A 23,914-nucleotide genomic window follows, 5' to 3' on the forward strand; every position below is an offset into this window, starting at 1 on the left:
CCGCATTTTCCGGAAAACACGAAGGGCGGAGCCGCGAGGCTCCGCCCTTCTACTTTCCGCTGACCTCAGGCCGCCTGCGCCACCGGCGAAGCCGCCAGCGCCCGGCGCAGCATCGCGGCCGTGCTGGCGCGTTCGGGCTTGGTGGCGGCGCGTTCGCCCACCAGGCCTTCGGCCAGGCCGCGGTCGCCGCTGCGGATGGCCGCTTCGATCAGGCTCAGGTCGATCAGGTCGCGCTGGGCATGGCTGCCGCCGAACCGGTGCGCGACCGGCCGCACCCAGCGCAGGCCACGCGCCGCCTGGCGGTGGTCGCCTTCGGCCAGCGCCACCAGGGACTCCAGCAGCGGCGCACCCACTTCGGCGGTGAACAGGGCGTTGTCGCCGGCTCCGGAACTGGCGCGGCGCTGGGCCTCGCGGACTTCGGCCAGCAGGTCGCGGCGGCCGGCGAACACGAAGGCCATGGCCGCATGCACGTCGTTGAAGGCGTACCAGCCATCACGGGCCAGCGGCGCCCAGGCTTCGGCCACCGCGCGCCAGCGGTCACCCACGTCCACGCCGCGCAGCTGCAGGCGCCAGAGCATGGCCGAGGCGTCCACCAGCTCCATCGCCGTGGCCGGCTTGTGCCCGAAGATCGGGCCGTCGAACAGCGCCAGCACTTCCGGTATCTCGTCGCGCTCCAGGTGGTACAGCGCCAGGTGCCACCAGTTGTGCACAGCGAAGAAGCTGTCCTTCGACCAGGCTTCGCTGTCCTCGTGCAGCCAGGCGATGCCCTCGTCCACCCGGTCCTGCATCTCCATCACGTGGGCGACGGCATGCCAGGCCCAGCCGTCGCGGCGGTCCAGCTCCAGGGCGCGGTGGCCGACGAACTCGGCCTGGGCGTACTGGCCGCACTCCTCCAGCCCGAAGGCGTGCATGCCGAGGATGGCGTGGTAACCCGGCTGCTCCGCCGACCAGGCCGGCAGCGCACGGCTGATGCGGTCGCGCAGCATGCGCGCGTCGCCGGTGAAGAAATCGAGCAGGTGGCCGACCTGCAGGGCCAGCGCATCACGCGGGTGGGCGATGCTGATGTCCTCCAGGCCACGCGCGGCCAGGCGCCAGCGGCCTTCGGCCCAGGCGGTGGCGGCGCGCAGGTGCGCCTGCTCGCGCGGAGTGGCGCTCAGGCCTTCGGCGGCCTTGAGCGTGGTGGCGGCCAGGCCGGCCGGGCCGGCTTCGGACGCGGTGAGAAACAGCCAGGCAAGCATGGCGTGGCCCATGACGAAGCGCGGGCTGTCGGCCACGGCCTGCTGCAGGGTGGCGACCGGGTCGCCGGAATAACACTGGAACTGGCGCAGCGCCTGGTCGTAGAGGGAGGCGGCCTGGGCGCTGGCGCCGCTCAGGGGGTGGCCGTGGGCATCGGTGTGGATCATCAGCGTTCTCACAGGTGGTGGGGGGATGGGATGGTTAGCGTCCCAAACACTGATACGCCCGACCAATGTGGTTCCCGCCAGTTTCCGGCGGTTCCGGCCATGGCGCCGGCGTTGCCCGGGAAGGGACAATACGTCGCCTGAACAAGCCTGCGGCCGGCTGGCCGGCTCGGGCATAATTGCCGTTTCCACGTTTCCTCCGGAGCCAACATGTCCAAGGTCATCATCGCCGGTGCCAAGCGCACCGCCCTCGGCGCGCTGCTGGGCCAGTTCACCGGCGTGCCCGCCACCGTGCTCGGCACCACCGCCATCAAAGCCGCGTTGGATCAGGCCGGTGTGTCCGGCGACAAGGTCGATGAGGTGATCATGGGCTGCGTGCTGCCGGCCGGCCTGGGCCAGGCCCCGGCCCGCCAGGCGGCGCTGGGCGCCGGCCTGCCGACCGCGGCGGGCTGCACCACCATCAACAAGGTGTGCGGTTCGGGCATGAAGGCGATCATGATGGGCCACGACCTGATCAAGGCCGGTTCGGCCGCGGTCGTGGTGGCCGGCGGCATGGAGTCGATGACCAATGCCCCGCACCTGCTGATGGGCTCGCGCACCGGCACCAAGTACGGCAGCACCGAGATGCTGGACCACATGGCCTGGGACGGCCTGACCAACCCCTACGACAAGCAGGCCATGGGCGTGTTCGGCGAACTGTGCGCCGGCAAGTACAGCTTCACCCGCGAGGAACAGGACGCCTTTGCCTCCGAGTCCGTGCGCCGCGCGCAGGCCGCGGTGGCCTCGGGTGCCTTCAAGGACGAGATCGCCCCCGTCACCGTCGCCGGCCGCAAGGGCGACGTGGTGGTGGACACCGACGAACAGCCGGGCCGCTGCGACATCGGCAAGATCCCGACCCTGCGCCCGGCCTTCAAGAAGGACGGCACCATCACCGCTGCCAGCTCATCCAGCATCAACGACGGCGCCGCCGCCGTGGTGCTGGCCTCCGAGGAGGCCGCCAAGGCTGGGGCCTGACCCCGCTGGCCACCATCGTGGCCCATGCCGGCCATGCCCAGGCGCCGGAGTGGTTCACCACGGCCCCGGTCGGCGCGATCCAGAAGGTGCTGGCCAAGGCCGGCTGGTCGGTGGCCGACGTGGACCTGTTCGAGGTCAACGAAGCCTTCGCCGCCGTGGCCATGGCCCCGATCCGCGAGCTGGGCATCAGCCACGACAAGCTGAACGTCAACGGCGGCGCCTGCGCACTGGGCCACCCGATCGGCGCTTCCGGCGCCCGTCTGGTGGTCACCCTGATCCACGCCCTGCAGCGCCGGGGCGGCAAGCGTGGCGTCGCCGCGCTGTGCATCGGTGGTGGCGAAGCGACCGCCATTGCGATCGAATTGGCCTGATCGGCCAACGGGGCATTGCCGGGATATCGAGCGACCGCAAGAAGTATATTTTTCGTAAAAGCGGGATACCGCTTGACTCCCGGCTAGTTCTTGTCATGATTTTGAACGCGTGTGCCGCGGGCGCACGTCCTGTTACTAAAAACGTCTAGACGAGGAAACAACCCATGTCCCTGAACAAGACCCTGCTCGCCATGGCCCTGGGCCTGGCCCTGGCGGCCTGCTCGAACCAGGCTGAGCAGGCGGCTGACGCGGCTACCGATGCCGCTGCTGCTGCCGATGCTGCCGCCACCGAGGCCGCCGACGCCGCTGCTGCCGCCACCGACGCCGCGTCTGAAGTCGCTGCCGACGCCGCCGATGCTTCCGCCGAAGCTGCTACCGACGCTGCCGAAGTCGCCACGGACGCCGCGGCTGACGCCGCTGCTGCCGCCGAGGCTGGCGCCGAAGGTGCGGCCGAAGCCGCTGCCGATATGGCCGATGACGCTGCCGAAGTGGCTGAAGACGCCGCTGACGCCGCCGAAGAGGCTGCCGACGCTGCTGAAGGCGGCAACTAAGCCCCAGCTGCAAGTTTCGAGTGAACGGGCGCGACGCGAGTCGCGCCCGTTTTCTTTGGGCCACCGCCAGCCCCCGACCGGGCGGCTAGGCTGGACCGGGCGTGGCCCGTAAACTCGACGGGTTTTCCATCGAGTGGCCGCGCATGCCCATCCTCACCAGCCAGATCGATCCGCGCTCCCCCGAGTTCCAGGACAACGCCACGCAACTGCGCGCCGCCGTCGCCGATTTCGAGGCCCAGCTGGCGAAGGCCGCCCTGGGCGGCGGCGACAAGGCCCGCGCCAGACACACCGAACGCGGCAAGCTGCTGCCGCGCGAGCGCGTGACCGCCCTGCTCGATCCAGGCTCTCCCTTCCTCGAACTGTCGGCATTGGCCGCCGGCGGCATGTACGACGACGCGGCGCCCGCCGCCGGCGTGATCACCGGCATCGGCCGCATCCATGGCATCGAAGTGGTGGTGGTGGCCAACGACGCCACGGTCAAGGGCGGCACCTACTTCCCGATGACCGTGAAGAAACACCTGCGCGCGCAGGAAGTGGCGCTGGAGAACCACCTGCCCTGCGTCTATCTGGTGGACTCGGGCGGCGCCTTCCTGCCGCTGCAGGACGAAGTCTTCCCGGACAAGGAACACTTCGGCCGCATCTTCTACAACCAGGCCCGGCTGAGCGCGAAGAACATCCCGCAGGTCGCCGTGGTGATGGGCAGTTGCACCGCGGGCGGCGCCTACGTGCCGGCGATGTGCGACGAAAGCATCATCGTCAAGGAACAGGGCACGATTTTCCTGGGCGGCCCGCCGCTGGTGAAGGCCGCGACCGGCGAGGTCGTGGACGCCGAATCCTGGGCGGCGCGGATGTGCACACTTCCATTTCCGGCGTGGCCGACCATTTCGCCGAGAACGACCGCCACGCGCTCGAGATCGCCCGCGACATCGTCAAGCACCTCAACCGCAAGAAGCAGCTGGCCGTGGCCGTGCAGCCGCCGCGTGACCCGCTGTACGCGCCGGAAGAACTTTATGGCGTGATCCCGAAGGACACGCGCCGGCCGTTCGACATCCGCGAAGTCATCGCCCGTGTCGTGGACGGCTCGGAGTTCCAGGAATTCAAGGCGCGCTACGGCAAGACTCTGGTCTGCGGCTTCGCCCATATCCACGGCTACCCCGTGGGCATCATCGCCAACAACGGCATCCTGTTCGCCGAGAGCGCCCTCAAGGGCGCGCACTTCATCGAGCTGTGCAACCAGCGCGACATCCCGCTGGTGTTCCTGCAGAACATCACCGGCTTCATGGTCGGCAAGAAGTACGAAAACGCCGGCATCGCCAAGGACGGCGCCAAGATGGTGACGGCCGTGGCCTGCTCGCACGTTCCCAAGTTCACCGTCGTCATCGGCGGCTCGTTCGGCGCCGGCAATTACGCGATGTGCGGCCGCGCCTATGGCGCCCGTTTCCTGTGGACCTGGCCGAACGCACGCATCAGCGTGATGGGCGGCGAACAGGCGTCCAGCGTGCTGGCCACCGTGAAGCGCGACGGCATCGAAGCCAGCGGCAAAACCTGGAGCAAGGACGAGGAGGAAGCCTTCAAGGCGCCGATCCGCGACCAGTACGAACGCCAGGGCCACCCGTATTACGCCACCGCCCGCCTCTGGGATGACGGCATCATCGACCCCGCCGACACCCGGCGCGTGCTGGGCCTGGCGCTGTCGGCCAGCCTGAACGCACCGATCGAGAAGGACCGCTTCGGCGTGTTCCGGATGTGACCACATGACCAGCATCCGTCTCGACCGCCAACACCACACCGCCACGCTGACACTCGCGCGCGGCAAGGTCCACAATGCCTTCGACGACACGCTGATCGCCGAACTCACCGCAGCGCTCGAACAGCTCGACACCGATGATTCTGTGCGCGCCGTCGTGCTCACCGGCGAAGGCAGCACCTTCTCCGCCGGTGCCGACCTGGGCTGGATGCGGCGCATGGCCAAGGCCAGCGAGGCGGAGAACCGGGAGGACTCGCTGAAGCTCGCGAAGCTGATGCGCACGCTGAACTTCCTGTCCAAGCCGACCATCGCGCGGGTGAACGGTTCGGCCTACGGCGGCGGCGTGGGCCTGATTGCCTGCTGCGACTACGCCATCGGCGCCGAGGGCGCGAAGTTCTCGCTGTCGGAAGTGAAGCTGGGCCTGGTGCCCGCCGTGATCTCGCCCTACGTGGTCGCCGCCATCGGACCGCGGCACGCGCGCCGCCTGTTCACTGGCGCGGAGGTGATCGAAGCACCGGAAGCGATGGCCATCGGCCTGCTGCATTCACTGTCGCCGGTCGCCGAACTCGACGAGGCCGTGGACCGCGCCCTGCACTTCTGGGCCAAGGGCGGCCCCGTTGCCCAGCGTGAAGCCAAACAACTCGCCCTGCGCATGAGCGGCATGACCCGCGAATCGGCCGAACGCACCGACGCCGAAAACGCCGCCCTGATCGCCCGCCTGCGCGTTTCCCCGAAGGCCAGGAAGGCCTGACCGCCTTCCTCGACAAGCGCCCGCCGAACTGGATTCCATCCTGATGTTCACCAAGATCCTGATCGCCAACCGCGGCGAGATCGCCTGCCGGGTCATCCGCACCTGCCGGCGGCTCGGCATCCGTACCGTGGCCGTGTATTCGGAAGCCGATGCCGACGCGCAACACGCGCGGCTGGCCGATGAAGCCTGGCCGATCGGCGGGCCGCGGCCGCAGGACAGCTACCTGCGCGGCGACGTCATTCTCGAGGTCGCGAAAAATCCGGCGCCCAGGCCATCCATCCCGGCTACGGCTTCCTCAGCGAGAACGCCGATTTCGCCGATGCCGTCGAAGCCGCGGGTCTGGTCTTCATCGGCCCGAAGGCCGCGTCCATGCGCAAGATGGGCAGCAAGGCCGGCGCCAAGGAGCTGATGCACGCGCGCGGTGTGCCGGTGGTGCCCGGCTACACCGGCGAAAACCAGGACCCCGCCCACCTGCAGGCCGAAGCCGACCGCGTCGGCTACCCGCTGATGATCAAGGCGGCGCACGGCGGCGGCGGCAAGGGCATGCGCATCGTGCGTTCGGCCGCCGAATTCGCGGCGTCGCTGGAAAGCTGCCAGCGCGAAGCCGCCGGTGCCTTCGGCCGAGACCGCGTGCTGATCGAACGCTACATCGGCGAACCGCGCCACATCGAGATCCAGGTGTTCGGCGACCGCCACGGCCAGACGCTGCATCTGAATGAACGCGAATGTTCCGCCCAGCGCCGCTACCAGAAGGTCGTCGAGGAGTCGCCCTCGCCTTTCCTCACGCCGGACCTGCGCCAGCGCATGGGCGAAGCGGCGGTCGAAGCGGCACGCGCCATCGATTACGTCAACGCCGGCACCGTCGAGTTCATCGTCGGCCCGGATGGCGATTTCTATTTCATGGAAATCAACACCCGACTGCAGGTCGAGCACCCGGTGACGGAACTGGTCACGGGCCTGGACCTGGTGGAGTGGCAACTGCGCGTGGCCGCCGGCGAACACCTGCCGCTGCACCAGCAGGACATCACCAGCACGGGCCACGCCATCGAAGTGCGTCTGTACGCCGAAGACCCGTCGCAGGGTTTCCTGCCCGGCTCCGGCAAGCTCGAGACGCTGCGCCTGCCGGAACCGTCGCCGAACGTGCGCCTGGACGCCGGCGTGGTCGAAGGCGACACCGTCACCATCCACTACGACCCGATGATCGCCAAGCTGATCGTCTGGGACACCGACCGCACGCGCGCCCTCGCCCGCCTGCGCGAAGCCCTGGCCGACTGCGACGTGGTCGGCCCGAAGTCGAACATCGAGTTATGGAAAAACTGGTGCGGCACCCGCGCGTGGTCGAGGGCACCATCCACACCGCCTACCTCGACAAACACCTCGAGGAAGTGCTGCCGAAGGACGAGGCGCTGCCCGACGCGCACCTCGCGCTGGCCGCGACGGCCGCCCTGCTGCACGACGAAGCCGCCACCCGCGACGCCGCCGCCGGCAGCAACGACCCGCATTCACCCTGGGCGATCGCCGATGGCTGGCGCCTGGGCCATGCCGGCGAACGCCTGCTGTGTTTCCTGCATCGCGGCGAACGTATCGAACTGCACGCCCGCGGCAGCCGCGGCGACTATCGCCTGCTCGGTCCACGGGGTGAACACCAGGTCCGCGGCGCCCGCTTCGTCGCCGGCCGCCTGGTGGCCGAAGTGGACGGCCGCCAGCACCGCATGCGTGCCCACGCCGATGCCCGCAGCGCTTCGGCCCACGACGGCGACCGCCGGATCCGGCTGGAACGCGTGCCCGCCTTCCGTTTCGAAGACAGCGCCGCCGCCGGCCGCGGCGACCGCTTGACCGCGCCCATGCCCGGGCGGATCGTGCTGGTGCGCGCCCAGCCCGGCCAGGACGTTGCCGAGGGCGAGGAACTGCTGGTGATGGAAGCGATGAAGATGGAACTGAGCCTGCGCGCCCCGCGCGCCGGCAAGGTCGCCGCCGTGCAGGCGGCGGCCGGCGATTTTGTCGATGCCGACGCGGTGCTGCTGAAACTGGAGGCGTGATGAACAAGTTGCCGCTGCTGCTGGCCACCGGCCTGCTGGCCGCCTGCCAGGCCACCAGCTTCGAACAGGCGCCGCTGCAGGCGCTGTCCTGCGATTCCGCGCTGGCCGGTGACTGGTCGTCGCTGGACGAGGAAGGCAAGGCCGACGGCGAGGTCGTGCTGCACGTCGGCAAGGACTGCACGCTGGAAGTGACCGAACGCAAACCCGCCGGCCCGCAGACCGGCGAGGCCACCCGCTTCCACCTCGGCCGCCACGGCGGACACACCTACGCCTGGGTGGACGCGAACTGGCTGATGCGCCGCTTCGACGAAGAGCATCGCATGCCCGAGGGCGATGTCTATGTAATGCGCTACCGCGTGCAGGGCGACCAGCTGGAACTCTGGTCCACCGAGGACAAGCCGATCGCGCACGCGATCATCGATGACGAGCTCGAGGGCGAAGTGATCGCCCGCGACGAACGCCTGTTCAACCGCCTGACCGGCACGCAGGACCCGGAGGTGCTGGACCGCGCCGGTTTCTTCGATGCCGATCCCGGCCGCTTCCAGCGCGTGCGCAGTGACTGAGGTGCGCACGCCCGCCCAGGTCCGCATCGTCGAGGTCGGTCCACGCGACGGCCTGCAGAACGAAAAGACCCTCATCCCCACCGCGGCCAAGATCGAGCTGATCGACCGCCTGTCCGCCACCGGCCTGCGCACGGTCGAAGCCACCAGCTTCGTCAGCCCCAAGTGGGTGCCGCAGCTGGCCGACGCGGCCGAGGTCTACACCGGCATCAGCCGCAAACCTACGGTCGCCTATCCGGTGCTGGTGCCCAATATGCAGGGCTACGAGCGCGCGCGTGCGGTTGGCGTCGAGGAAGTGGCGGTGTTCGGCGCCGCCTCGGAAGCCTTCAGCCGCAACAACATCAATGCCTCGATCGACGAAAGCCTCGAACGGTTCCGTCCCGTGCTGGAACGCGCCCTCGCTGACGGCGTGAAGGTGCGCGGTTACGTCTCCACCGTGCTCGGCTGCCCCTTCCAGGGCGAGGTGCCGCTGTCGGACGTCGTGCGCGTCGCCCGAAGCCTGCATACGATGGGCTGCTACGAAATCTCGCTCGGCGACACCATCGGCATCGGCACGCCGGGCAAGGCGCGGGCGATGCTCAAGGCCGTCGCGGCGGAAGTACCGATGCCGGCCCTGGCCATCCATTTCCACGACACCCGCGGCCAGGCCCTGGCCAACATCCTGGCCTGCCTGGAAGAAGGCGTGGCCGTGGTGGATGCCGCGGTCTCGGGCACCGGCGGCTGCCCCTACGCGCCCGGCGCCAGCGGCAATGTCGCCAGCGAGGACGTGGTCTACATGCTCGACGGCATGGGCATCCGCACCGGCGTGGACCTGCCGAAGCTGGTGGAGACCGGCCGCTGGCTGGCCGCCCTGCTCGGCCGCGGCTCCGGCAGCAAGGTCAACCTGGCCAGCGCCTGAGCACGGGACCCGCGGGGCCCCGGTGTATGCTCGGGACGCCCCCGCCTGCCCGTGACGACCTCGGCATGGATCAAAAGAACCCGCCCAGCGATGCCCAGGACGCCACCGGCACGACTGCGCCGCGCGATGGCGACGAGGCCCTGATCGCGCGGCTGGAACAACTGATCACTGCGGGTGGCAGCGCCGATCCGGTGCTGCTGTCGGAACTGCTGGCCAGCCTGCGCGGCCTGCAGCGTGAATCCGAAAGCCTGCGCCTGCGTTACGACAGCCTGTTCAACGCGGTGCCCGACCCGGTCAGCATCATCAGCCCGGAAGGTCGCATCCTTGACCTCAATCGCGCCGGCGAAAAAGCCTACCGGCTGCCGCGCGAAGAACTGGTGGGCCGCCTGGTGCACGCCATCAACCCCGACCTGCCGCGCGACCACATGGGTCCGGTGATGGACGCCCTCTCGCGAGACGAGACCTACGTGGTCGAAGTCAACAACATGCGCGGCGACGGCACCCGCTTCCCGGTCGAAGTGCATTCGGCCAGTTTTTTCGACGGGCCGCACCGCAACGTCATCGCGGTGGCCCGCGACCTGACCCGCCGGCGCGAGGCCGAGCTCAACTACCACGCGCTGCTGGTGGCGATCGACAAGGGCGTGCTGTTCCAGGGCGATGACGGCCACATCCTGTCCGGCAATGCCGCCGCCTTCCGCATCCAGGGATAGACGAAGGCCTGGACATCGTCTCGGGCCTGCGTTGGGAAGACTGGCTGGTGATCGACCACCGCGGTTACCCGATCGGCTTCCGCGACATGCCGCCGATGCGTGCGCTGGCCACGGGCAAGATCGTCGAGAGCACCCTGCTGGGCCTGTACCACCACCGGCGCAAGCAGCTGACCTGGGTGTCGGCCACGTCGGTGCCGCAGTTCAGGCCAGGCGCCGACCGGCCGCACCAGGTGATCTCGCTGTTCTCCGACGTCACCGAGCTCAAGCGCGACAGCGCGCTGTTCCTGCGCGCCCAGGCCCTGGCCCGGGTCGGCGGCTGGGAATGGGACGGCGGCCGCCACCGCCTGTACCTCACCGACGAAGCCCTGCGCATCATCGGTCGCCGCGACGACCCGCCGCGTACGCTGGCCGGCGTGCTGGCCCAGGTGGCGCCGAGCGACCGGCCCCAGGTCGAGGACGCGATCGAAAGCGTGATCCGCGATGGCGGCGCCTTCGACCTGGAAATCCAGGTCGTGCGTCCCGACGGCGAAAGCCACTGGGCGCGCCTGATCGGCCAGGCCGAAGGCCGCGCACCGATGAATGCGCGACTGACCGGCACGCTGCAGGACATCACCCAGCGCCGGCAGATCGAGGAAGCGCTGCGCAGCCAGGCGCGCACCGATCCGTTGACCGGCCTGTTCAACCGCGACGGCATCCTGAGCGAACTCGAACGGCGGCTGGGCAGCGACCACCCCGGCACCACGGTCGTGTACATCGACCTGGACCGCTTCAAACTGGTCAACGACCTGCTGGGCCACAGCGCCGGCGACCATCTGCTGGTGAACGCCGCGCGCCGGCTGGAGCGCTGCGTCGGCGAGTCCGGCGTGCTGGCGCGTTTCGGCGGCGACGAATTCCTGGTGCTGGCCGACACCGAACACGACCCGGGCGAGGCCGAAGCCCTGGCCGAGCGCATCACCCGCGCCTTCGGCGACAGCTTCCGCTACGCCGGCGAGGAATTCACCATCACCACCAGCGTGGGGTTGGCGCGGCATCCGGAACACGGCAAGAGCGTGCAGCAGCTGGTCAACAACGCCGATGCGGCCATGTACGACGCCAAGCGCCGCGGCCGCAACAACTGGCAGGTGTTCACGCCGGAACTGGCGCGCCAGCAGCACGACCGCGTGCAGGTCGAGGCACAGCTGCGGCGGGCGCTGGACAACGAGGAATTCCGGCTGGTCTATCAGCCGCTGGTGGCGCTGGCCGACGGCAAGGTGCGCAGTGCCGAGGCGCTGATCCGCTGGCGCAGCCCGGTGCTGGGCGAGATGCGCCCGGACCACTTCATCAGCCATGCCGAAACCACCGGCGACATCGTGCGCATCGGCGCCTGGGTGATCGAGGCCGCCTGCAAGCAGATGGCCGCCTGGCGCGCCGAGGGATTCGCGCTGGAACGGGTGGCGGTGAACATCTCCTACCGCCAGTTCCTCACCGAGGACCTGCCGCAGATCATCAGCGACGCCTTGAACGAGTACGGCCTGCCCGGCTCGGCGCTGGAACTGGAGTTCACCGAACGTGTGCTGATCGAGGACGCACCCGACACTCTGCACACCTTCGAAACCCTGCGCGGCCTGGGCGTGGTGCTGACCATCGACGATTTTGGCGAGGGCTACAGCGCCTTGAACTACCTGCGCCGGCTGCCGATCCACGGCCTCAAGCTCAGCCACAGCTTCCTGCAGGGCGTACCCGGCAACGAATCGGACGTGGCGATCTGCCAGGCGGTGGCCGGCATCGCCCGCAGCCTGGGCCTGGACGTGGTGGCCGAGGGCGTGGAAAGCCCGGCCCAGCGCGATTTCCTGCTGGGCCTGGGCATCCGCACCGGCCAGGGTTTTCTTTTCAGCCAGGCGCTGGAGCCGGATAATTTCACCGCCTTCCTGCGCCAGACCGGACTGCATACACCGCAATGACCGATCCCGATCTGCACATCCGCCCGATCCGGCCCACCGACGACGCCGCGGTCGCCGACATCATCCGCAGCGTGATGCCCGAGTTCGGCGCCAGCGGCCGGGTTTCGCCATCCACGACCCCGAGGTCTCGGCCATGTGCGCGGCCTACGACCGCCCCGGGGCCGCCTACTTCGTGGTCGAGGTGGATGGCCGGGTGCTGGGCGGTGGTGGCGTGGCGCCGCTGGACGGCGGGCCCGAGGGCGTGTGCGAGCTGCGCAAGATGTATTTCCTGCCGGAACTGCGCGGCCGCGGCGCCGGCGCCACGCTGATGGCCCACTGCCTGGACGCGGCCCGGACCTGGGCCACCGCCAGTGTTACCTGGAGACCCTGCGCGGCATGGATTCGGCCCAGAAACTCTACGAACGCACCGGTTTCCGGCGCCTGGACGGGCCGATGGGCGCCACCGGGCATTTCGGCTGCAACCGCTTCTACCTGCTGGACCTGTAGCCCGGCTGCCGGCCCGGGGGCGATGCATTAGAATTGCCGCCTTTCCCGTTGCAGGAATCCCCATGCAGATCCAGGACATCCGCGCCGTCGTCACCGGCGGCGTTTCCGGCCTCGGCCTGGCCGTGGCCCAGCGCATCGTCGCCGGCGGCGGCAAGGTCGCGCTGTTCGACATCAACGACGACAAGGGCGCCGCCGCCGTCGCTGAACTGGGCGCCGACCAGGCCCGCTACTTCCGCACCGACGTCACCGACGAAGCCAACGTGGCCGGCAATATCGCTGCCGCGAAGGACTTATGGGCGGACTGAACGCCGCGATCAACTGCGCCGGCATCCTCGGGGCCGGCCGCGTGCTGGGCAAGGAAGCGCCGATGCCGCTGAAGAACTTCAGCGCCACGGTGATGGTGAACCTGGTCGGCAGCTTCAACGTCGCCAAGGCCGCCGCCGACGTGATGCAGCACAACGCCGCCGGCGAAGACGGCGAGCGTGGCGTGATCGTCAACACCGCGTCCGTCGCCGCCTACGAGGGCCAGATCGGCCAGGCCGCGTATTCGGCGTCCAAGGGCGGCGTGGTCGCCATGACCCTGCCGATGGCGCGCGAGCTGTCGCGTTTCGGCATCCGCGTGAACACCGTGGCGCCGGGCATCTTCTGGACGCCGATGGTGGACGGCATGCCCGAAGCCGTGCAGCAGTCGCTGAGTGCTTCGATTCCGTTCCCGTCGCGCCTGGGCCGGCCCGAGGAATTCGCCGACCTGGTGGCCTACATCCTGGGCAACCGGTATCTCAATGGCGAGACGATCCGGTTGGATGGCGCCGTTCGGCTGGCTCCCAAGTAATCCCGAGCACCCCCTCCCCGGCCCTCCCCACGAGTGGGGGAGGGAGAAAAGACAGCCCTCTCCCGCGCGCGGGAGAGGGAGAAAAACATGAAAAGAGAACGCAGATGAAAGCTGGCGAGATCAAGAAAGGCAACGTCATCGAACACAACGGCACCGTGTACCAGGTGCGCGACATCGAACGCAGCTCGCCGCAGGGCCGCGGCGGCAACGTCAAGTTCCGCTTCACCCTGTACAGCGTGCCGGGCGGCGTGAAGTTCGACCTGAGCTGCGGCGCCGACGACGAACTGCGCGAAGTCGAGCTCAGCCGACGCGCCAGCACCTACAGCTACAAGGACGGCGAGGCCTTCGTGTTCATGGACGACGAGGACTTCACGCCCTACCAGCTCGACGCCGACGTGGTCGGCGACGCCGCAGGTTACATCACCGACGGCCTGGCCGGCTGCTACGTGCAGCTGATCGAGGACGCGCCGGTGGCCGTGCAGTTGCCGCCCACCGTGGTGCTGGAAGTGGTCGAGACGCCGCCGGAACTCAAGGGCGGCACCGCCACCAAGCGCCCGAAGCCGGCCAAGCTCAACACCGGCATCGAGATCATGGTGCCGGAGTACATCGTCAACGGCGAGAAGATCCACGTCAGCACCCTGACCGGCGAATTCAACGGCCGGGCCTGACGCTTTGCCCCCTCCCCTGTTTACAGGGGAGGGTTGGGGAGGGGTGAGTCCTTGCTCGAAGTTCCCCCCCTCCCGACCTCCCCCTGCAGGCAGGGGGAGGAGCTGATGACTCCCTCCCCTGTTTACAGGGGAGGGCTGGGGAGGGGTGAGTACTAGCCTCGAACCCGCAACCACTTCGCCGCCATCCGTCGCATCGATTCGTCGGCCGACGGATCCGCGGCGATCTCAACGACCGGCTTCCACGCCAGCTCCAGCGACTCCTCGCTGATCGCGAATTCCTCGCTGCCGGTCGCGCGCACCACGAAGCGCACATCGTAATGCCAGTGCTCCGGATCCGCGCCGCGGGCCGGGATCGCATGCCGGTCGAGATCGAATATCCCGCCCTCCACCACCAGATCGACCAGCCCGGATTCTTCCTCGGCTTCCCGCAAGGCCACCCGCGCCAGGTCGGAATCGCCATCGGCATGCCCACCCAGCTGCAGCCAGCGGCCCAGCTTGCGGTGATGGGTCAGCAGCACGCGCTGTCCGTCGGCACTGACCAGCCACGCCGAGCCGGTGAAATGGCCCGGTGGGTGCCGGCGCTCGAACACGTCTGGCGACGAGGCCAGGAAATCCGCGAACAAACGGGCCTCGGCGGCCTGCTCCGGCGCCTGCCGGCCGTAGGCCTGCAGGACGGCGGCAAGGGCGGCGTGGTCGGTCGGCATTCGGGACTCCGGTATCGCGGCGGGGCGCCATTATCAACGCTTTCAGGGCCGCCGCCGGTCCCTTGCCGGGCTCTCCCGGCCCGGGTTATGGTGGCCCGCCGTCGCGCCCGGCGCGATGTCCAAGTTTCCGCTTGCCGCCACCAAGAGCGGCAGAACGAATAACACGCAGGGGAGTTCGTCCGAATGCTCAAGAACCTTTTCGCCATCAAGCCGGTGGGACCGGCGCCGCACGTCGACGCCGGCGAACCTGTCGAAGGCAGCCTGGAGGGCGAGCCGACACTCAAGCGCACCCTCACGGCCCGGCAGCTGGTGTTCCTGGGCATCGGCGCGGTCATCGGCGCGGGCATCTTCGTGCTGACCGGCCAGGCGGCCGCGGTGCACGCCGGCCCGGCGATCATGCTGAGCTTCGTGCTGGCCGGCATCGCCTGCGCCTTCGCCGGCCTGTGTTACGCCGAGTTCGCGGCGATGATGCCGGTCTCGGGCAGCGCCTACTCCTATTCCTACGCCACCTTGGGCGAGTTCGTGGCCTGGTTCATCGGCTGGAACCTGGTGCTCGAATACATGTTCGCGGCCTCCACCGTCGCGGTGGGCTGGTCGGGCTATTTCAACAGCCTGCTCACCAGCATGGGCATCGGCCTGCCGGCCGCCTTCGCGGCGGCGCCGCTGAACGTGGTGGACGGCAGCATCGTCTACACCGGCGGCATCATCAACCTGCCGGCGGTGGCGATCATCGCCGCCATCAGCGGCCTGTGCTACGTCGGCATCACCCAGTCGGCCTTCGTCAACTCGATCATCGTCGCCATCAAGGTGGTCGTGATCCTGATGTTCGTGGCCTTCGGCCTGCAGTACGTCAACCCGGAAAACTGGGTGCCCTTCATCCCCGAAAACGTCGGCCCCGGCCAGTTCGGCATGGACGGCGTGGTGCGCGGCGCGGCCGTGGTGTTCTTCGCCTACATCGGCTTCGACGCGGTCTCGACCGCGGCAGGCGAAGCCAAGAACCCGCAGCGCGACATGCCGATCGGCATCCTGGGTTCGCTGTTCTTCTGCACCATCATCTACATCATCGTCTCGGCCGTGCTGACCGGCATGCTGCCCTACACCCAGCTGGGCACGCCCAAGCCGGTGGCCACCGCGCTGGAGGCCTACCCGGCCCTGGCCTGGCTCAAGACCGTGATCGAGATCGGCGCCATCGCCGGCCTGAGCTCGGTGATCCTGGTGATGCTGATGGGCCAGCCGCGCATCTTCTATTCGATGTCCAAGGACGGCTTGCTGCCGAAGTTCTTCGCCAAGGTCCATCCCAAGCACCAGACCCCATACATCGGCACCATCCTGGTCGGCATCTTCGCCGCCTCGCTGGCCGGCTTCCTGCCGATCGGCCTGCTGGGCGAACTGGTGTCCATGGGCACCCTGCTCGCCTTCGCCACCGTCTGCGCCGGCGTGCTGATCCTGCGCCGCACCCGTCCGGACCTGCCGCGCCCGTTCAAGGTGCCGATGGCGGCCATCATCTGCCCGCTGGGCGTGGTCGCCTGCCTGTACCTGTTCTGGCAGCCGTTCAAGGAGCACTACACGCTGATGCTGGGCTGGACCGCGCTCGGCATGCTGATCTACTTCTTCTACGGTTACAGCCACAGCAAGCTGCGGAAGTAATGTTCCGTGAGCACGGCTAAAAGATCGGCCCGTTGTTGGCCACCTTCGTGGTGGCCAACAACATGATCGGCTCCGGGTTTTTCCTGCTGCCGGCCTCGCTGGCCAGCCAGGGCGGCGTGACCGCGCTGAGCTGGCTGCTGGGCACGGTGATCGCCGTGATCCTGGGCGGCGCCTTCGCCCGGCTGGCGCGCGACTACCCGCAGCTGGACTGCCCCGACGACTATGTGCGGCCCTCGCTGGGCCGCGACATGGGCTTCCTGGCCACCACGCTGTACTGGGCCTCGTCCTGGATCGGCAACAACGCGATCGCAGTGGCGGCCTTCGGTTACCTGGTCACGCTGATGCCGCTGGACGGCACCGACACCTCGGTGCGCATCGCCGGCCAGGTGTCGCTGATCTGGCTGATGTTCGGCATCAACCTGATGGGGCCGCGCAAGGTCGCCACCTTCCAGTCCTTCTGCGTGGTGTTCGGCCTGCTGCCGGTGGCGGTGGTGCTGATCGGCGGCTGGGGCCATTTCGACGCCGACCTGTACCGTGAAGCCTGGAACGTCACCGGCGAATCCGACGCCTCGGTGGTGATCGCCAACCTGGCGCCGATCTTCTGGGCCTTCGTCGGCCTGGAAACCGGCGCGATGGTGGCCGGCATCGTGCGCGACCCGGACAAGAACGTGCCGCGCGCCACCCTGGCCGGCATCCTGCTGGCGGGCGTGGTCTACCTGCTGTCTTCGGTGCTGGTGATGGGCATCGTGCCGGCGGCCGAGCTCGCGGCCTCCAGCGCGCCGTTTGCGCTCGTGGCCGGCAGCATCTTCGGTCCCTGGGCGATCCCGGTGATCGCGGCGGCCGCGGCCCTGAAGGCCACCGGCACGCTGGGCGGCTGGATGCTGGTGTCGGGCGAATCCGGCGCACGCGCCGCGATGCGCGGTTACCTGCCGGCGATCTTCGGCCGGCTGTTCGCCAACGGCGCGGCCGGCTGGGGCCTGATGTTCGTCGCGCTGGCAATGACCGCCATCGCCTTCGTGACGCTGGCGCCGACCGTGGCCGGGCAGTTCGAAACCATCATCGGCATGGTGGTGCTGCTGGTCGTGCTGGCTTATGTGGCCGCGGGCCTCAGCCTGCTGGTGGGCACGCCGCAGCGGCCTTCGGGCCTCAAGGAAAAGCTGCTGGGCATCGGCGCCCTGCTGGCCTGCTCGCTGCTGATCTTCTCGTCGCCGCTGAACCTGATCGGCGGTGCGGCCGGCGTGGCCCTGGTGGCCTGGATCCTGTTCCGGGTGTTCGGCCGCAAGACGGCCTGACCCTTCACGGCAACCACGACGACGGCGCGGTCATTCCGCGCCGTCGTCGTTTCCGGTGTCGGTGAGATCCTGCAGCGAAGCCGGCAGCTTCTTCGACGGCGCCACGCCCAGCTTGCGCAGCATCTCGGCCTGGCGCACGAGGTTGCCGCGGCCCTGCGAGAGTTTGTCCAGCGCGCCGGCGTGCATGTCCTGGGCGCGCTTGATCGCCTCGCCGACCTTCAGCAGGTCGTCGGTGAAACCGACGAACTTGTCGTACAGCGCCGAGGCGCGGTCGGAGATCGCCTTGGCATTGGCGTTCTGGTGTTCGGTGCGCCAGATCTGCGCCACCAGCTTCAGCGAGGCCAGCAGGTTGCTGGGCCCGACCAGGATGATCTTGCGGTCGAAGGCATAGCCGTAGAGCTGAGGGTCGCGGCGCAGCGCCTCGAGGAAGGCCGCTTCCACCGGCACGAACATCAACACCAGCTCCGGACTGGTGAGGCCTTCCAGCCGGCTGTAGTCCTTCTCGCCCAATTGTTTGACGTGGTTGCGCAGCGCCACCACGTGGCGGCCAAAGTGCGCCTCGCGCTCGGCCTCGTCGCTGGCCTCGCAGGCGCGCTGGTAGTCGAGCAGCACCATCTTGGCGTCGATGATGATGGACTTGTCTTCGGGCAGGCGCAGCACGGCGTCGGGACGGTAACGGTCGCCGTCGCCGTCCTTGAAACTTTCCTGGGTAAAGTAGTCGCGGCCCTTCTCCAGCGCCGCGGTTTCCAACAGGCGCTCGAGCTTGAGCTCGCCCCAGTAACCCTGGCTGCGGTTGTCGCTGCTGAGCGCGCGGCTCAGGGTCTGCGCTTCCTGGCCCAGGGTCTGGTTCAGGCGCACCAGGTCGTCCAGCCGGGTCTGCAGGGCGACCCGCGAGTTGTTTTCCTTCTCGTAGGAATCGCTGACGACCTTGCGGAAGCCGTCGATCTGTTCCTTCAGCGGGTTGAGCAGCTGGCCGATCTGGGTGGCGTTCTGTTCGCCGAAACGTCTGGACTTGTCTTCCAGTATCTCGGCGGCCAGGGCCTGGAATTCGGCCTTCATGCGCTCGCGCGAGCCTTCGAGGTCGCGGTAGCGCTGCTCGGCGGCCTGCTGCTGTTCCTGCAGCCGGGCCTCGAGGCCGGCGGCGCGGGTTTCAGCGGCTTCGCGGCCGTCGCGCACCTGGCGGAACTCGGCGTCGAGCGCGGCCAGGCGGCCGCGGGCGATCCAGAACGAGGCGGCGCCGGCGATCACCAGGCCCGCGAGCAGGCCCAGCAACAGGAAGGTGGTTTCGGAAGCGGACAAGGCGGTCCCCGGCATCAGCGATGCGGGGATTCTAGCCGCCAAGGGTCTCACCGGCCGAGACGGCCGGCGATTACGATGGGATCAGGCCTTCTTGGCCCAGGCGCTGCACCAGGCCGCGGCCGGCACGCTGAAGCCCGGGAACAGGGTGCAGGCACCCGTGGCCGCCGTGAAGAACTGGCAGTTCGCGCAGCTGCTGCCCGGCTTGAAGCTGGCGTGTTTGGTGGACTTGGCGTCGGCCACGTAAGCCAGGGCGATCGCGGTGGCGTTGTCGGCCGGCAATGGCTTCAGGGCCTGGGCGGCGGCGCTGCCCACCAGGGCCGGAGCGACGAAGGGAACGGCGGCGGCCAGGACGGCGGCGCGGACCAGGAAGCGGCGGCGGGACGGGGATTGGGCGTTCATGGGTGGCTCGCTGGCTACGGAGGGATTCCGATGGCTGCGCGCAGTGTAGTCCCGGCGGGTGAACAAAACGTTGACGCCGGTCAAGCCGGCGCCGGCTTCGGCTAAACTTCCGCGCATGGAAACCCTGCCCTACGACCCGGCCCGGCTGGCCCAGCGCGCCGCGGAAATCGTCGCCAACACCCGCGAACTGTCGGCCCTGGGCTGGACCCCGGCCACCAGCAGCAACTTCTCGATGCGGCTGGACGACCGGCACGCGGCCATCACCGTCTCCGGCCGCGACAAGGGCCGGCTGACCGAGGCCGACATCATGGTGGTGGATTTCGCCGGGCAGCCGGTGGCGACGGCGCACCGCCCTTCGGCCGAGACCCTGCTGCACACCCAGCTCTATGCCCGTTACCCGGACATCGGCTGCGTGCTGCACACGCATTCGCGCACCCAGACGGTGAGCTCGCGCCTGTTCGCCGGCCAGGGCCATGTGCGCCTGGAAGGCTATGAACTGCTGAAGGCCTTCGCCGGCAACCAGACCCACGAGATGGCCATCGACGTGCCGGTGCTGCCCAACACCTGACAGGACATGCCGGCCCTGGCCGCGCAGGTCGAAGGCCTGCTCGACGCCGGTCCGTTCTGGGGCTACCTGATCGACGGCCACGGCCTGTACGCATGGGGCAAGGACATGGCCGAGGCGCGCCGCCACCTGGAAGCTTTCGAATTCCTGTTCGCCTGCGAACTCGACCTGAGGAGACTGCAATCATGAGCCGCCTTCGGATCTTCAAGGACACCGACCCGTCCACCCCGCTGTCCTCCACCGAGGACCTGGCCACGATCGCCGAACGCCTGAAGCCCATCGGCGTGCGCTTCGAGCAGTGGCAGGCCGCGCAGCCGGTGCAGCCGGGCGCCACGCCTGAAGAAGTGATGGCCGCCTACCGCGCCGACATCGACCGGCTGATCGCCGAGAACGGGTTCAAGACCGTGGACGTGGTCTCGATCGCGCCCGACAACCCGAACAAGGACGCGATGCGCGCCAAGTTCCTGGACGAACACTTCCACAAGGAAGACGAGGTGCGGTTCTTCGTCGCCGGCTCGGGCCTGTTCACCCTGCACGTGGGCGACACCGTGTACGAGATCCGCTGCGAACAGGGCGACCTGATCGGCGTGCCGGACTCGACCACGCACTGGTTCGACATGGGGCCGGAGCCGAGTTTCGTCGCCATCCGCTTCTTCACCGAGCCCGATGGCTGGGTCGGCCATTTCACCGGCACCGACATCGCGCAGAAATTCCCGCGCTACGAAAAAGGCCAGGCGGGCTGAGCTTGAAGACGATCCTGACCGACATCGAGGGCACCACCAGCAGCATTTCCTTCGTCAAGGACGTGCTGTTTCCGTATGCGCGCCGCGCCCTGCCCGGCTTCGTCGCCGCACACGGGAACGACCCGGAAGTGCGCCGCTGGCTTGATGCCGTGGCGGCCGAAAACGGCGGGCTGTGCCAGGATGAAATGATCGTCGAGACCCTGCAGGGCTGGATCGACCAGGACCGCAAGCACACGGCGCTGAAGGCGTTGCAGGGCCTGGTGTGGAAGGACGGGTATGTGCGCGGGGACTATGCCGCGCACATGTATCCCGATGCGGCCGAGGCCTTGCGGGCCTGGCATGCGCAGGGGCATGGCATCAATGTGTATTCCTCGGGATCGGTGGCGGCGCAGAAGCTGTTCTTCGGCTACAGCGCGGCGGGCGACCTGACGGCCCTGGTTTCGAACTGGTACGACACCGAAGTGGGCGGCAAGCGCGAAGCCGGAAGCTATCGCCGCATCGTCGGGTCGCTGGGCGTGCCGGCGGCCGAGGTGCTGTTCCTGTCCGATGTGGTCGAGGAGCTCGATGCCGCGCGCGAGGCGGGCCTGGACACCGTGCTGCTGGACCGCCGCGAAGACTATCCGCAACCGCGCCACGGCGAGGCGACCCACGGTCATCGCCGGGTCGAATCCTTCGCCGACGTCGCGCCGGAGCGCGCCTGACCCGCCCGCATCCGCACCGGACCCGGATGCGCGGGCTGCTGGCCCTCGCACTGCTGCTCTCGTTCGCGGCCTGGAGCAGCGCCAAGGATCTCGCCAAATCCGAGTCGCAACTTCCGAAGCAGGATCCGGCCCTCGCGGCGAACGCTGCGCTGGATCGTGACCTGGCGGCCCTGGCCCCGCAGCGGCCCGGACACATCGACCTCTACGTGCTCGGTGTCGCCGGCGACGGCAGCGAAGAGGTCTTCCGCAACGAAGTGCTGCACCTGGAAAACCTGGCCGCCCGCCGCCTCGATGCCGCGGGGCGCGTGCTGGTGCTGGCCAACCACGACAACCTGCCGGTGCAACGCCCGCTGCCGCTGGCCAGCGAGGCCAGCCTGCGCCGCGCTCTCGCCGGCATCGGCGCGACCATGGACCCCGATGAGGACGTGCTGCTGCTCTACCTCAGCAGCCACGGCACCGAGGATCATGAATTCCTGCTGCGCCGCGGCGACCAACCCGACGGACTGCTGACGCCGAAACGGCTGCGCGCCGCCTGGACGATGCCGGCATCCGGCATCGCGTGGTGGTGATCTCGGCCTGTTATTCCGGCGGCTTCGCCCGTGCGCTCGGCAACCGCGACAGCCTGCTGTTGATGGCGGCCCGGCGCGACCGCCCGTCCTTCGGCTGCGGCAACGATTCGGTGGCGACCTACTTCGGCCGCGCCTGGCTGGTGGATGGATTGAACGACACGGTGGATTTCGTGCAGGCCTTCGAACAGGCCAGGCTGGCGATCGAACGTCGCGAGATCGCCGAAGGCCTGCTGCCCTCGCTGCCGCAGATCAACCGCGGCGCACGCATCGACACCACGCTCGCGGCCTGGCGGGCAGGTTTCACGCCCGGCCCGGCCCTGCCCTATCCGCACGCCGAGCCAGAGCCCGAAGACGTGCCGGAAAAGATCATTCCGCCGCGTCTTCCAACCGGTAAGTCAGGCTCGCGCTGAGTTCGCCACGCCAGCGGTCGAAGGCGCGCACCTCGACCCGGTGTTCGCCGGACGCCAGGGCGGTGGGCAGGCTGCCGCGCCACAGGTGGCTGGAATCCGCGGCCTCGGGCGAACGGTCGTAACCGCGCAGGCTGTCGGCACGATCATCGAGCACGTTCTCCACCAGCAGGCGAGGGTCGGCCCGCTCCACCTTGCGCATCGGCAGCCAGTCGCTGCCGTCCACCCGAACTCGACCCGGGTGTCGGTATCGGCCATGAACACGTTGGCGAACACGCCGAAGGCCGGGTAGGCGCCGCGCCGCAGCACCTTCGGCGCATGCAGGGCCATGCCGGAACGGTCGAAGGCCGGATCGGGCGTGCGCCAGCGCAGTCCGTAGCGGCCGTCCTGCCGCACCGACAGTTCCGACCAGCCCTTGGGCGTGCCGTCGGCCATGGTGGCGTCGGGGATGCCGGCCGCATCGGCCACGCCGCTCCAGAACGAACCGCAGGTGGCACCGACGTTGTACTCGTGCAGCGGCGACCTGCCCTGCCAGCCGTCCGCCGGGCCATGCCAGTAGTGGCGCTGCACGTGACCGTGCGCGGTGAGAAGCAGCAGCTTCGGGAAATCCTCCAGCAGTGCGAACAGGCGCTCGCGGTCGGCGCGGCGGAAGCTTTCGCGGCCAGGCACCGGGTCGAAGAACGGGATGTGCGCCGAGACCACCAGCAGGCGGTCGTGCGGCAAGGTCGGCAGGTAGGCCTCGAGGAAGGCGAACTGGTCCTCGCGCAGGCCGCCGATGTAGTCCGGCGACTGGCCAGGCCGGTACACGACATCATCGAGCAGCACGAAGCTGGCCTCGTGCTCCTCCCAGGCCAGGGTGTCGGGGCCGTAGTTCGCGCGGTAGGTGCGCAGCGAGTCCTCGTCGCGGGCCGCGTCGAAGTCGAGGTCGTGATTGCCGGCCAGGTGCAGCCAGGGCAAACCGAGGCGAACGGTGGCGCGTTTCATCGCCGGATACAGCGACAGGTCGTCGTGCACCACGTCTCCCAGCGTCAGGCCCAGGTCGCCTGCAGCGCCGGGGGAATATTCCGGTTCGCCCTCGGCCGACGTCGGCACCGAGTGGGCGATGCGCACCGCCTCGACGATGCCCCGGTCGAAGTGCTGCACGTTCCGCGCCGTCTGCGGTTGTGGATCGCCGAATACCAGTACGTCGAGCTGGCCCGGCCCGCGTGTGTCCTTCTGCAGGGCGAAGTCCCGGCAGGCGGGGAATTCCGCCGCAATGCCGCCGTACTTGAGCACCGGCCCCGGCGTGTTCTGCACCTGGCGCCAGAAATCCGGCAGGCCATCGGGCCGCGACGGGAAACGATAGCCCGCGGGTTTGACCACGAATACCGTGCGGCCATCCAGCACCGGCAGCGAATACGCACCACGTGCATCCGTGCGTACGACCGTCTCGCCATCGGACACCGCCACGCCGGCCAAGGCTTGATCTCCTTCGCCGAACCGGCCGTCACCGTCGCGGTCTTCATAGACATGGCCGCTGTTGCAAGGCGGCGACAAGGCCAGGGCCGGCATGGACGCCAGGCTCGCGGAGAGCAGCAGGAAGGGCAGACTCGGGCGCATCGATTTCTCCGGGCTGAGCCGG

Annotated in this window: 16 protein-coding genes and 8 pseudogenes; 19 read left to right on the top strand and 5 right to left on the bottom strand. The window is 68.8% G+C overall.

The features are described 5' to 3' along the window. Positions 1-65: 65 nt before the first annotated feature. Positions 66-1,403, bottom strand: coding sequence for a tetratricopeptide repeat protein (locus FRZ33_RS11580; protein WP_146909802.1), 1,338 nt, complete (start codon positions 1,401-1,403; stop codon positions 66-68). Positions 1,404-1,610: 207 nt separating this feature from the next. Between FRZ33_RS11580 and FRZ33_RS11585 the strand changes: the two are divergent. From FRZ33_RS11585 to efpL, 12 genes and pseudogenes are all read left to right on the top strand, one after another. Continuing rightward, a pseudogene (locus tag FRZ33_RS11585) lies at positions 1,611-2,785 on the top strand (thiolase family protein). 164 nt (positions 2,786-2,949) lie between these two features. Next, positions 2,950-3,336 (top strand): hypothetical protein, encoded by a 387-nt coding sequence (locus FRZ33_RS11590; protein ID WP_146909805.1) that lies wholly within the window; start codon positions 2,950-2,952, stop codon positions 3,334-3,336. 143 nt (positions 3,337-3,479) lie between these two features. After that, positions 3,480-5,086, top strand: a pseudogene (locus FRZ33_RS11595) (carboxyl transferase domain-containing protein). 4 nt (positions 5,087-5,090) lie between these two features. Further along, positions 5,091-5,878: pseudogene (locus tag FRZ33_RS11600) on the top strand (enoyl-CoA hydratase-related protein). Further along, positions 5,878-7,873: pseudogene (locus FRZ33_RS11605) on the top strand (acetyl/propionyl/methylcrotonyl-CoA carboxylase subunit alpha). Before FRZ33_RS11600 ends, FRZ33_RS11605 begins: the two co-directional pseudogenes overlap by 1 nt. Next, positions 7,873-8,436, top strand: coding sequence for a hypothetical protein (locus FRZ33_RS11610; RefSeq protein ID WP_146909806.1), 564 nt, complete (start codon positions 7,873-7,875; stop codon positions 8,434-8,436). The pseudogene FRZ33_RS11605 and the gene FRZ33_RS11610 overlap by 1 nt, the downstream one beginning before the upstream one ends. A 1-nt stretch (position 8,437) precedes the next feature. Beyond that, positions 8,438-9,331 carry a hydroxymethylglutaryl-CoA lyase gene (locus FRZ33_RS11615; RefSeq protein WP_194163158.1) on the top strand — a complete coding sequence of 298 codons (894 nt, stop codon included), beginning with the start codon at positions 8,438-8,440 and terminating at the stop codon, positions 9,329-9,331. A gap of 65 nt (positions 9,332-9,396) precedes the next feature. Beyond that, on the top strand, positions 9,397-10,041 hold the full coding sequence (locus tag FRZ33_RS11620; RefSeq protein WP_158637210.1) for a PAS domain-containing protein: 645 nt from the start codon (positions 9,397-9,399) through the stop codon (positions 10,039-10,041). A 47-nt stretch (positions 10,042-10,088) separates the two neighbouring features. Further along, a complete protein-coding gene (locus tag FRZ33_RS11625; RefSeq protein ID WP_146909812.1) occupies positions 10,089-11,981 on the top strand; it encodes a putative bifunctional diguanylate cyclase/phosphodiesterase in 1,893 nt (630 codons plus the stop codon). 133 nt (positions 11,982-12,114) lie between these two features. Then, positions 12,115-12,267: pseudogene (locus FRZ33_RS17465) on the top strand (GNAT family N-acetyltransferase); the annotation flags it as partial. Positions 12,268-12,529: 262 nt separating this feature from the next. Beyond that, positions 12,530-13,299, top strand: a pseudogene (locus FRZ33_RS11635) (SDR family NAD(P)-dependent oxidoreductase). Positions 13,300-13,403: 104 nt separating this feature from the next. Next, entirely contained in the window at positions 13,404-13,967 is a 564-nt protein-coding gene (gene efpL / locus FRZ33_RS11640; protein ID WP_146909814.1) for an elongation factor P-like protein EfpL, read from the top strand. A gap of 152 nt (positions 13,968-14,119) precedes the next feature. Here the strand turns inward: efpL and FRZ33_RS11645 are convergent, their stop codons facing one another. Beyond that, on the bottom strand, positions 14,120-14,671 hold the full coding sequence (locus tag FRZ33_RS11645; RefSeq protein WP_146909815.1) for an NUDIX hydrolase: 552 nt from the start codon (positions 14,669-14,671) through the stop codon (positions 14,120-14,122). A gap of 183 nt (positions 14,672-14,854) precedes the next feature. On the opposite strand from FRZ33_RS11645, the gene FRZ33_RS11650 reads away from it, so the two are divergent. Then, the gene (locus tag FRZ33_RS11650; protein WP_146909817.1) at positions 14,855-16,318 is read left to right on the top strand and encodes an amino acid permease; all 1,464 of its coding nucleotides are present in this window, start codon (positions 14,855-14,857) and stop codon (positions 16,316-16,318) included. Positions 16,319-16,350: 32 nt separating this feature from the next. Further along, positions 16,351-17,610, top strand: a complete 1,260-nt coding sequence (locus FRZ33_RS11655; protein WP_146909819.1) for an amino acid permease — start codon at positions 16,351-16,353, stop codon at positions 17,608-17,610. 30 nt (positions 17,611-17,640) lie between these two features. Here FRZ33_RS11655 and FRZ33_RS11660 read toward each other — a convergent pair whose 3' ends face one another. Beyond that, positions 17,641-18,909 (bottom strand): DNA recombination protein RmuC, encoded by a 1,269-nt coding sequence (locus FRZ33_RS11660; protein ID WP_158637211.1) that lies wholly within the window; start codon positions 18,907-18,909, stop codon positions 17,641-17,643. 81 nt (positions 18,910-18,990) lie between these two features. Continuing rightward, on the bottom strand, positions 18,991-19,308 hold the full coding sequence (locus FRZ33_RS11665) for a high-potential iron-sulfur protein (RefSeq protein ID WP_146909823.1): 318 nt from the start codon (positions 19,306-19,308) through the stop codon (positions 18,991-18,993). A 115-nt stretch (positions 19,309-19,423) separates the two neighbouring features. On the opposite strand from FRZ33_RS11665, the pseudogene FRZ33_RS11670 reads away from it, so the two are divergent. The 5 genes and pseudogenes from FRZ33_RS11670 to FRZ33_RS11690 all read left to right on the top strand — a co-directional run bounded on the left by FRZ33_RS11670 (position 19,424) and on the right by FRZ33_RS11690 (position 22,296). After that, positions 19,424-20,062, top strand: a pseudogene (locus tag FRZ33_RS11670) (methylthioribulose 1-phosphate dehydratase). After that, positions 20,059-20,616 carry a 1,2-dihydroxy-3-keto-5-methylthiopentene dioxygenase gene (locus FRZ33_RS11675; RefSeq protein ID WP_146909825.1) on the top strand — a complete coding sequence of 186 codons (558 nt, stop codon included), beginning with the start codon at positions 20,059-20,061 and terminating at the stop codon, positions 20,614-20,616. The pseudogene FRZ33_RS11670 and the gene FRZ33_RS11675 overlap by 4 nt, the downstream one beginning before the upstream one ends. Next, positions 20,613-21,317, top strand: a complete 705-nt coding sequence (gene mtnC, locus FRZ33_RS11680) for an acireductone synthase (protein ID WP_146909826.1) — start codon at positions 20,613-20,615, stop codon at positions 21,315-21,317. Before FRZ33_RS11675 ends, mtnC begins: the two co-directional genes overlap by 4 nt. A gap of 26 nt (positions 21,318-21,343) precedes the next feature. Continuing rightward, positions 21,344-21,886 carry a hypothetical protein gene (locus FRZ33_RS15270; RefSeq protein WP_158637212.1) on the top strand — a complete coding sequence of 181 codons (543 nt, stop codon included), beginning with the start codon at positions 21,344-21,346 and terminating at the stop codon, positions 21,884-21,886. Next, positions 21,883-22,296 (top strand): C13 family peptidase, encoded by a 414-nt coding sequence (locus FRZ33_RS11690; protein WP_265468626.1) that lies wholly within the window; start codon positions 21,883-21,885, stop codon positions 22,294-22,296. Before FRZ33_RS15270 ends, FRZ33_RS11690 begins: the two co-directional genes overlap by 4 nt. On the opposite strand, the pseudogene FRZ33_RS11695 reads toward FRZ33_RS11690, so the two are convergent. Further along, a pseudogene (locus FRZ33_RS11695) lies at positions 22,253-23,892 on the bottom strand (calcineurin-like phosphoesterase C-terminal domain-containing protein). The gene FRZ33_RS11690 and the pseudogene FRZ33_RS11695 overlap by 44 nt on opposite strands. Positions 23,893-23,914: the final 22 nt, after the last annotated feature.

Origin of the sequence: Arenimonas daejeonensis (assembly GCF_007993735.1) — a bacterium.
Taxonomy (GTDB): domain Bacteria; phylum Pseudomonadota; class Gammaproteobacteria; order Xanthomonadales; family Xanthomonadaceae; genus Arenimonas; species Arenimonas daejeonensis.

Bases quoted from the DNA above. Each gene is read 5' to 3' on its own strand.
- FRZ33_RS11590 (WP_146909805.1), top strand. From the start codon at position 2,950: ATGTCCCTGAACAAGACCCTGCTCGCCATGGCCCTGGGCCTGGCCCTG.
- efpL (WP_146909814.1), top strand. From the start codon at position 13,404: ATGAAAGCTGGCGAGATCAAGAAAGGCAACGTCATCGAACACAACGGC.
- FRZ33_RS11610 (WP_146909806.1), top strand. From the start codon at position 7,873: ATGAACAAGTTGCCGCTGCTGCTGGCCACCGGCCTGCTGGCCGCCTGC.
- FRZ33_RS11650 (WP_146909817.1), top strand. From the start codon at position 14,855: ATGCTCAAGAACCTTTTCGCCATCAAGCCGGTGGGACCGGCGCCGCAC.
- FRZ33_RS15270 (WP_158637212.1), top strand. From the start codon at position 21,344: ATGCGCGGGCTGCTGGCCCTCGCACTGCTGCTCTCGTTCGCGGCCTGG.
- FRZ33_RS11665 (WP_146909823.1), bottom strand. From the start codon at position 19,308: ATGAACGCCCAATCCCCGTCCCGCCGCCGCTTCCTGGTCCGCGCCGCC.
- FRZ33_RS11675 (WP_146909825.1), top strand. From the start codon at position 20,059: ATGAGCCGCCTTCGGATCTTCAAGGACACCGACCCGTCCACCCCGCTG.
- FRZ33_RS11620 (WP_158637210.1), top strand. From the start codon at position 9,397: ATGGATCAAAAGAACCCGCCCAGCGATGCCCAGGACGCCACCGGCACG.
- FRZ33_RS11645 (WP_146909815.1), bottom strand. From the start codon at position 14,671: ATGCCGACCGACCACGCCGCCCTTGCCGCCGTCCTGCAGGCCTACGGC.
- FRZ33_RS11580 (WP_146909802.1), bottom strand. From the start codon at position 1,403: ATGATCCACACCGATGCCCACGGCCACCCCCTGAGCGGCGCCAGCGCC.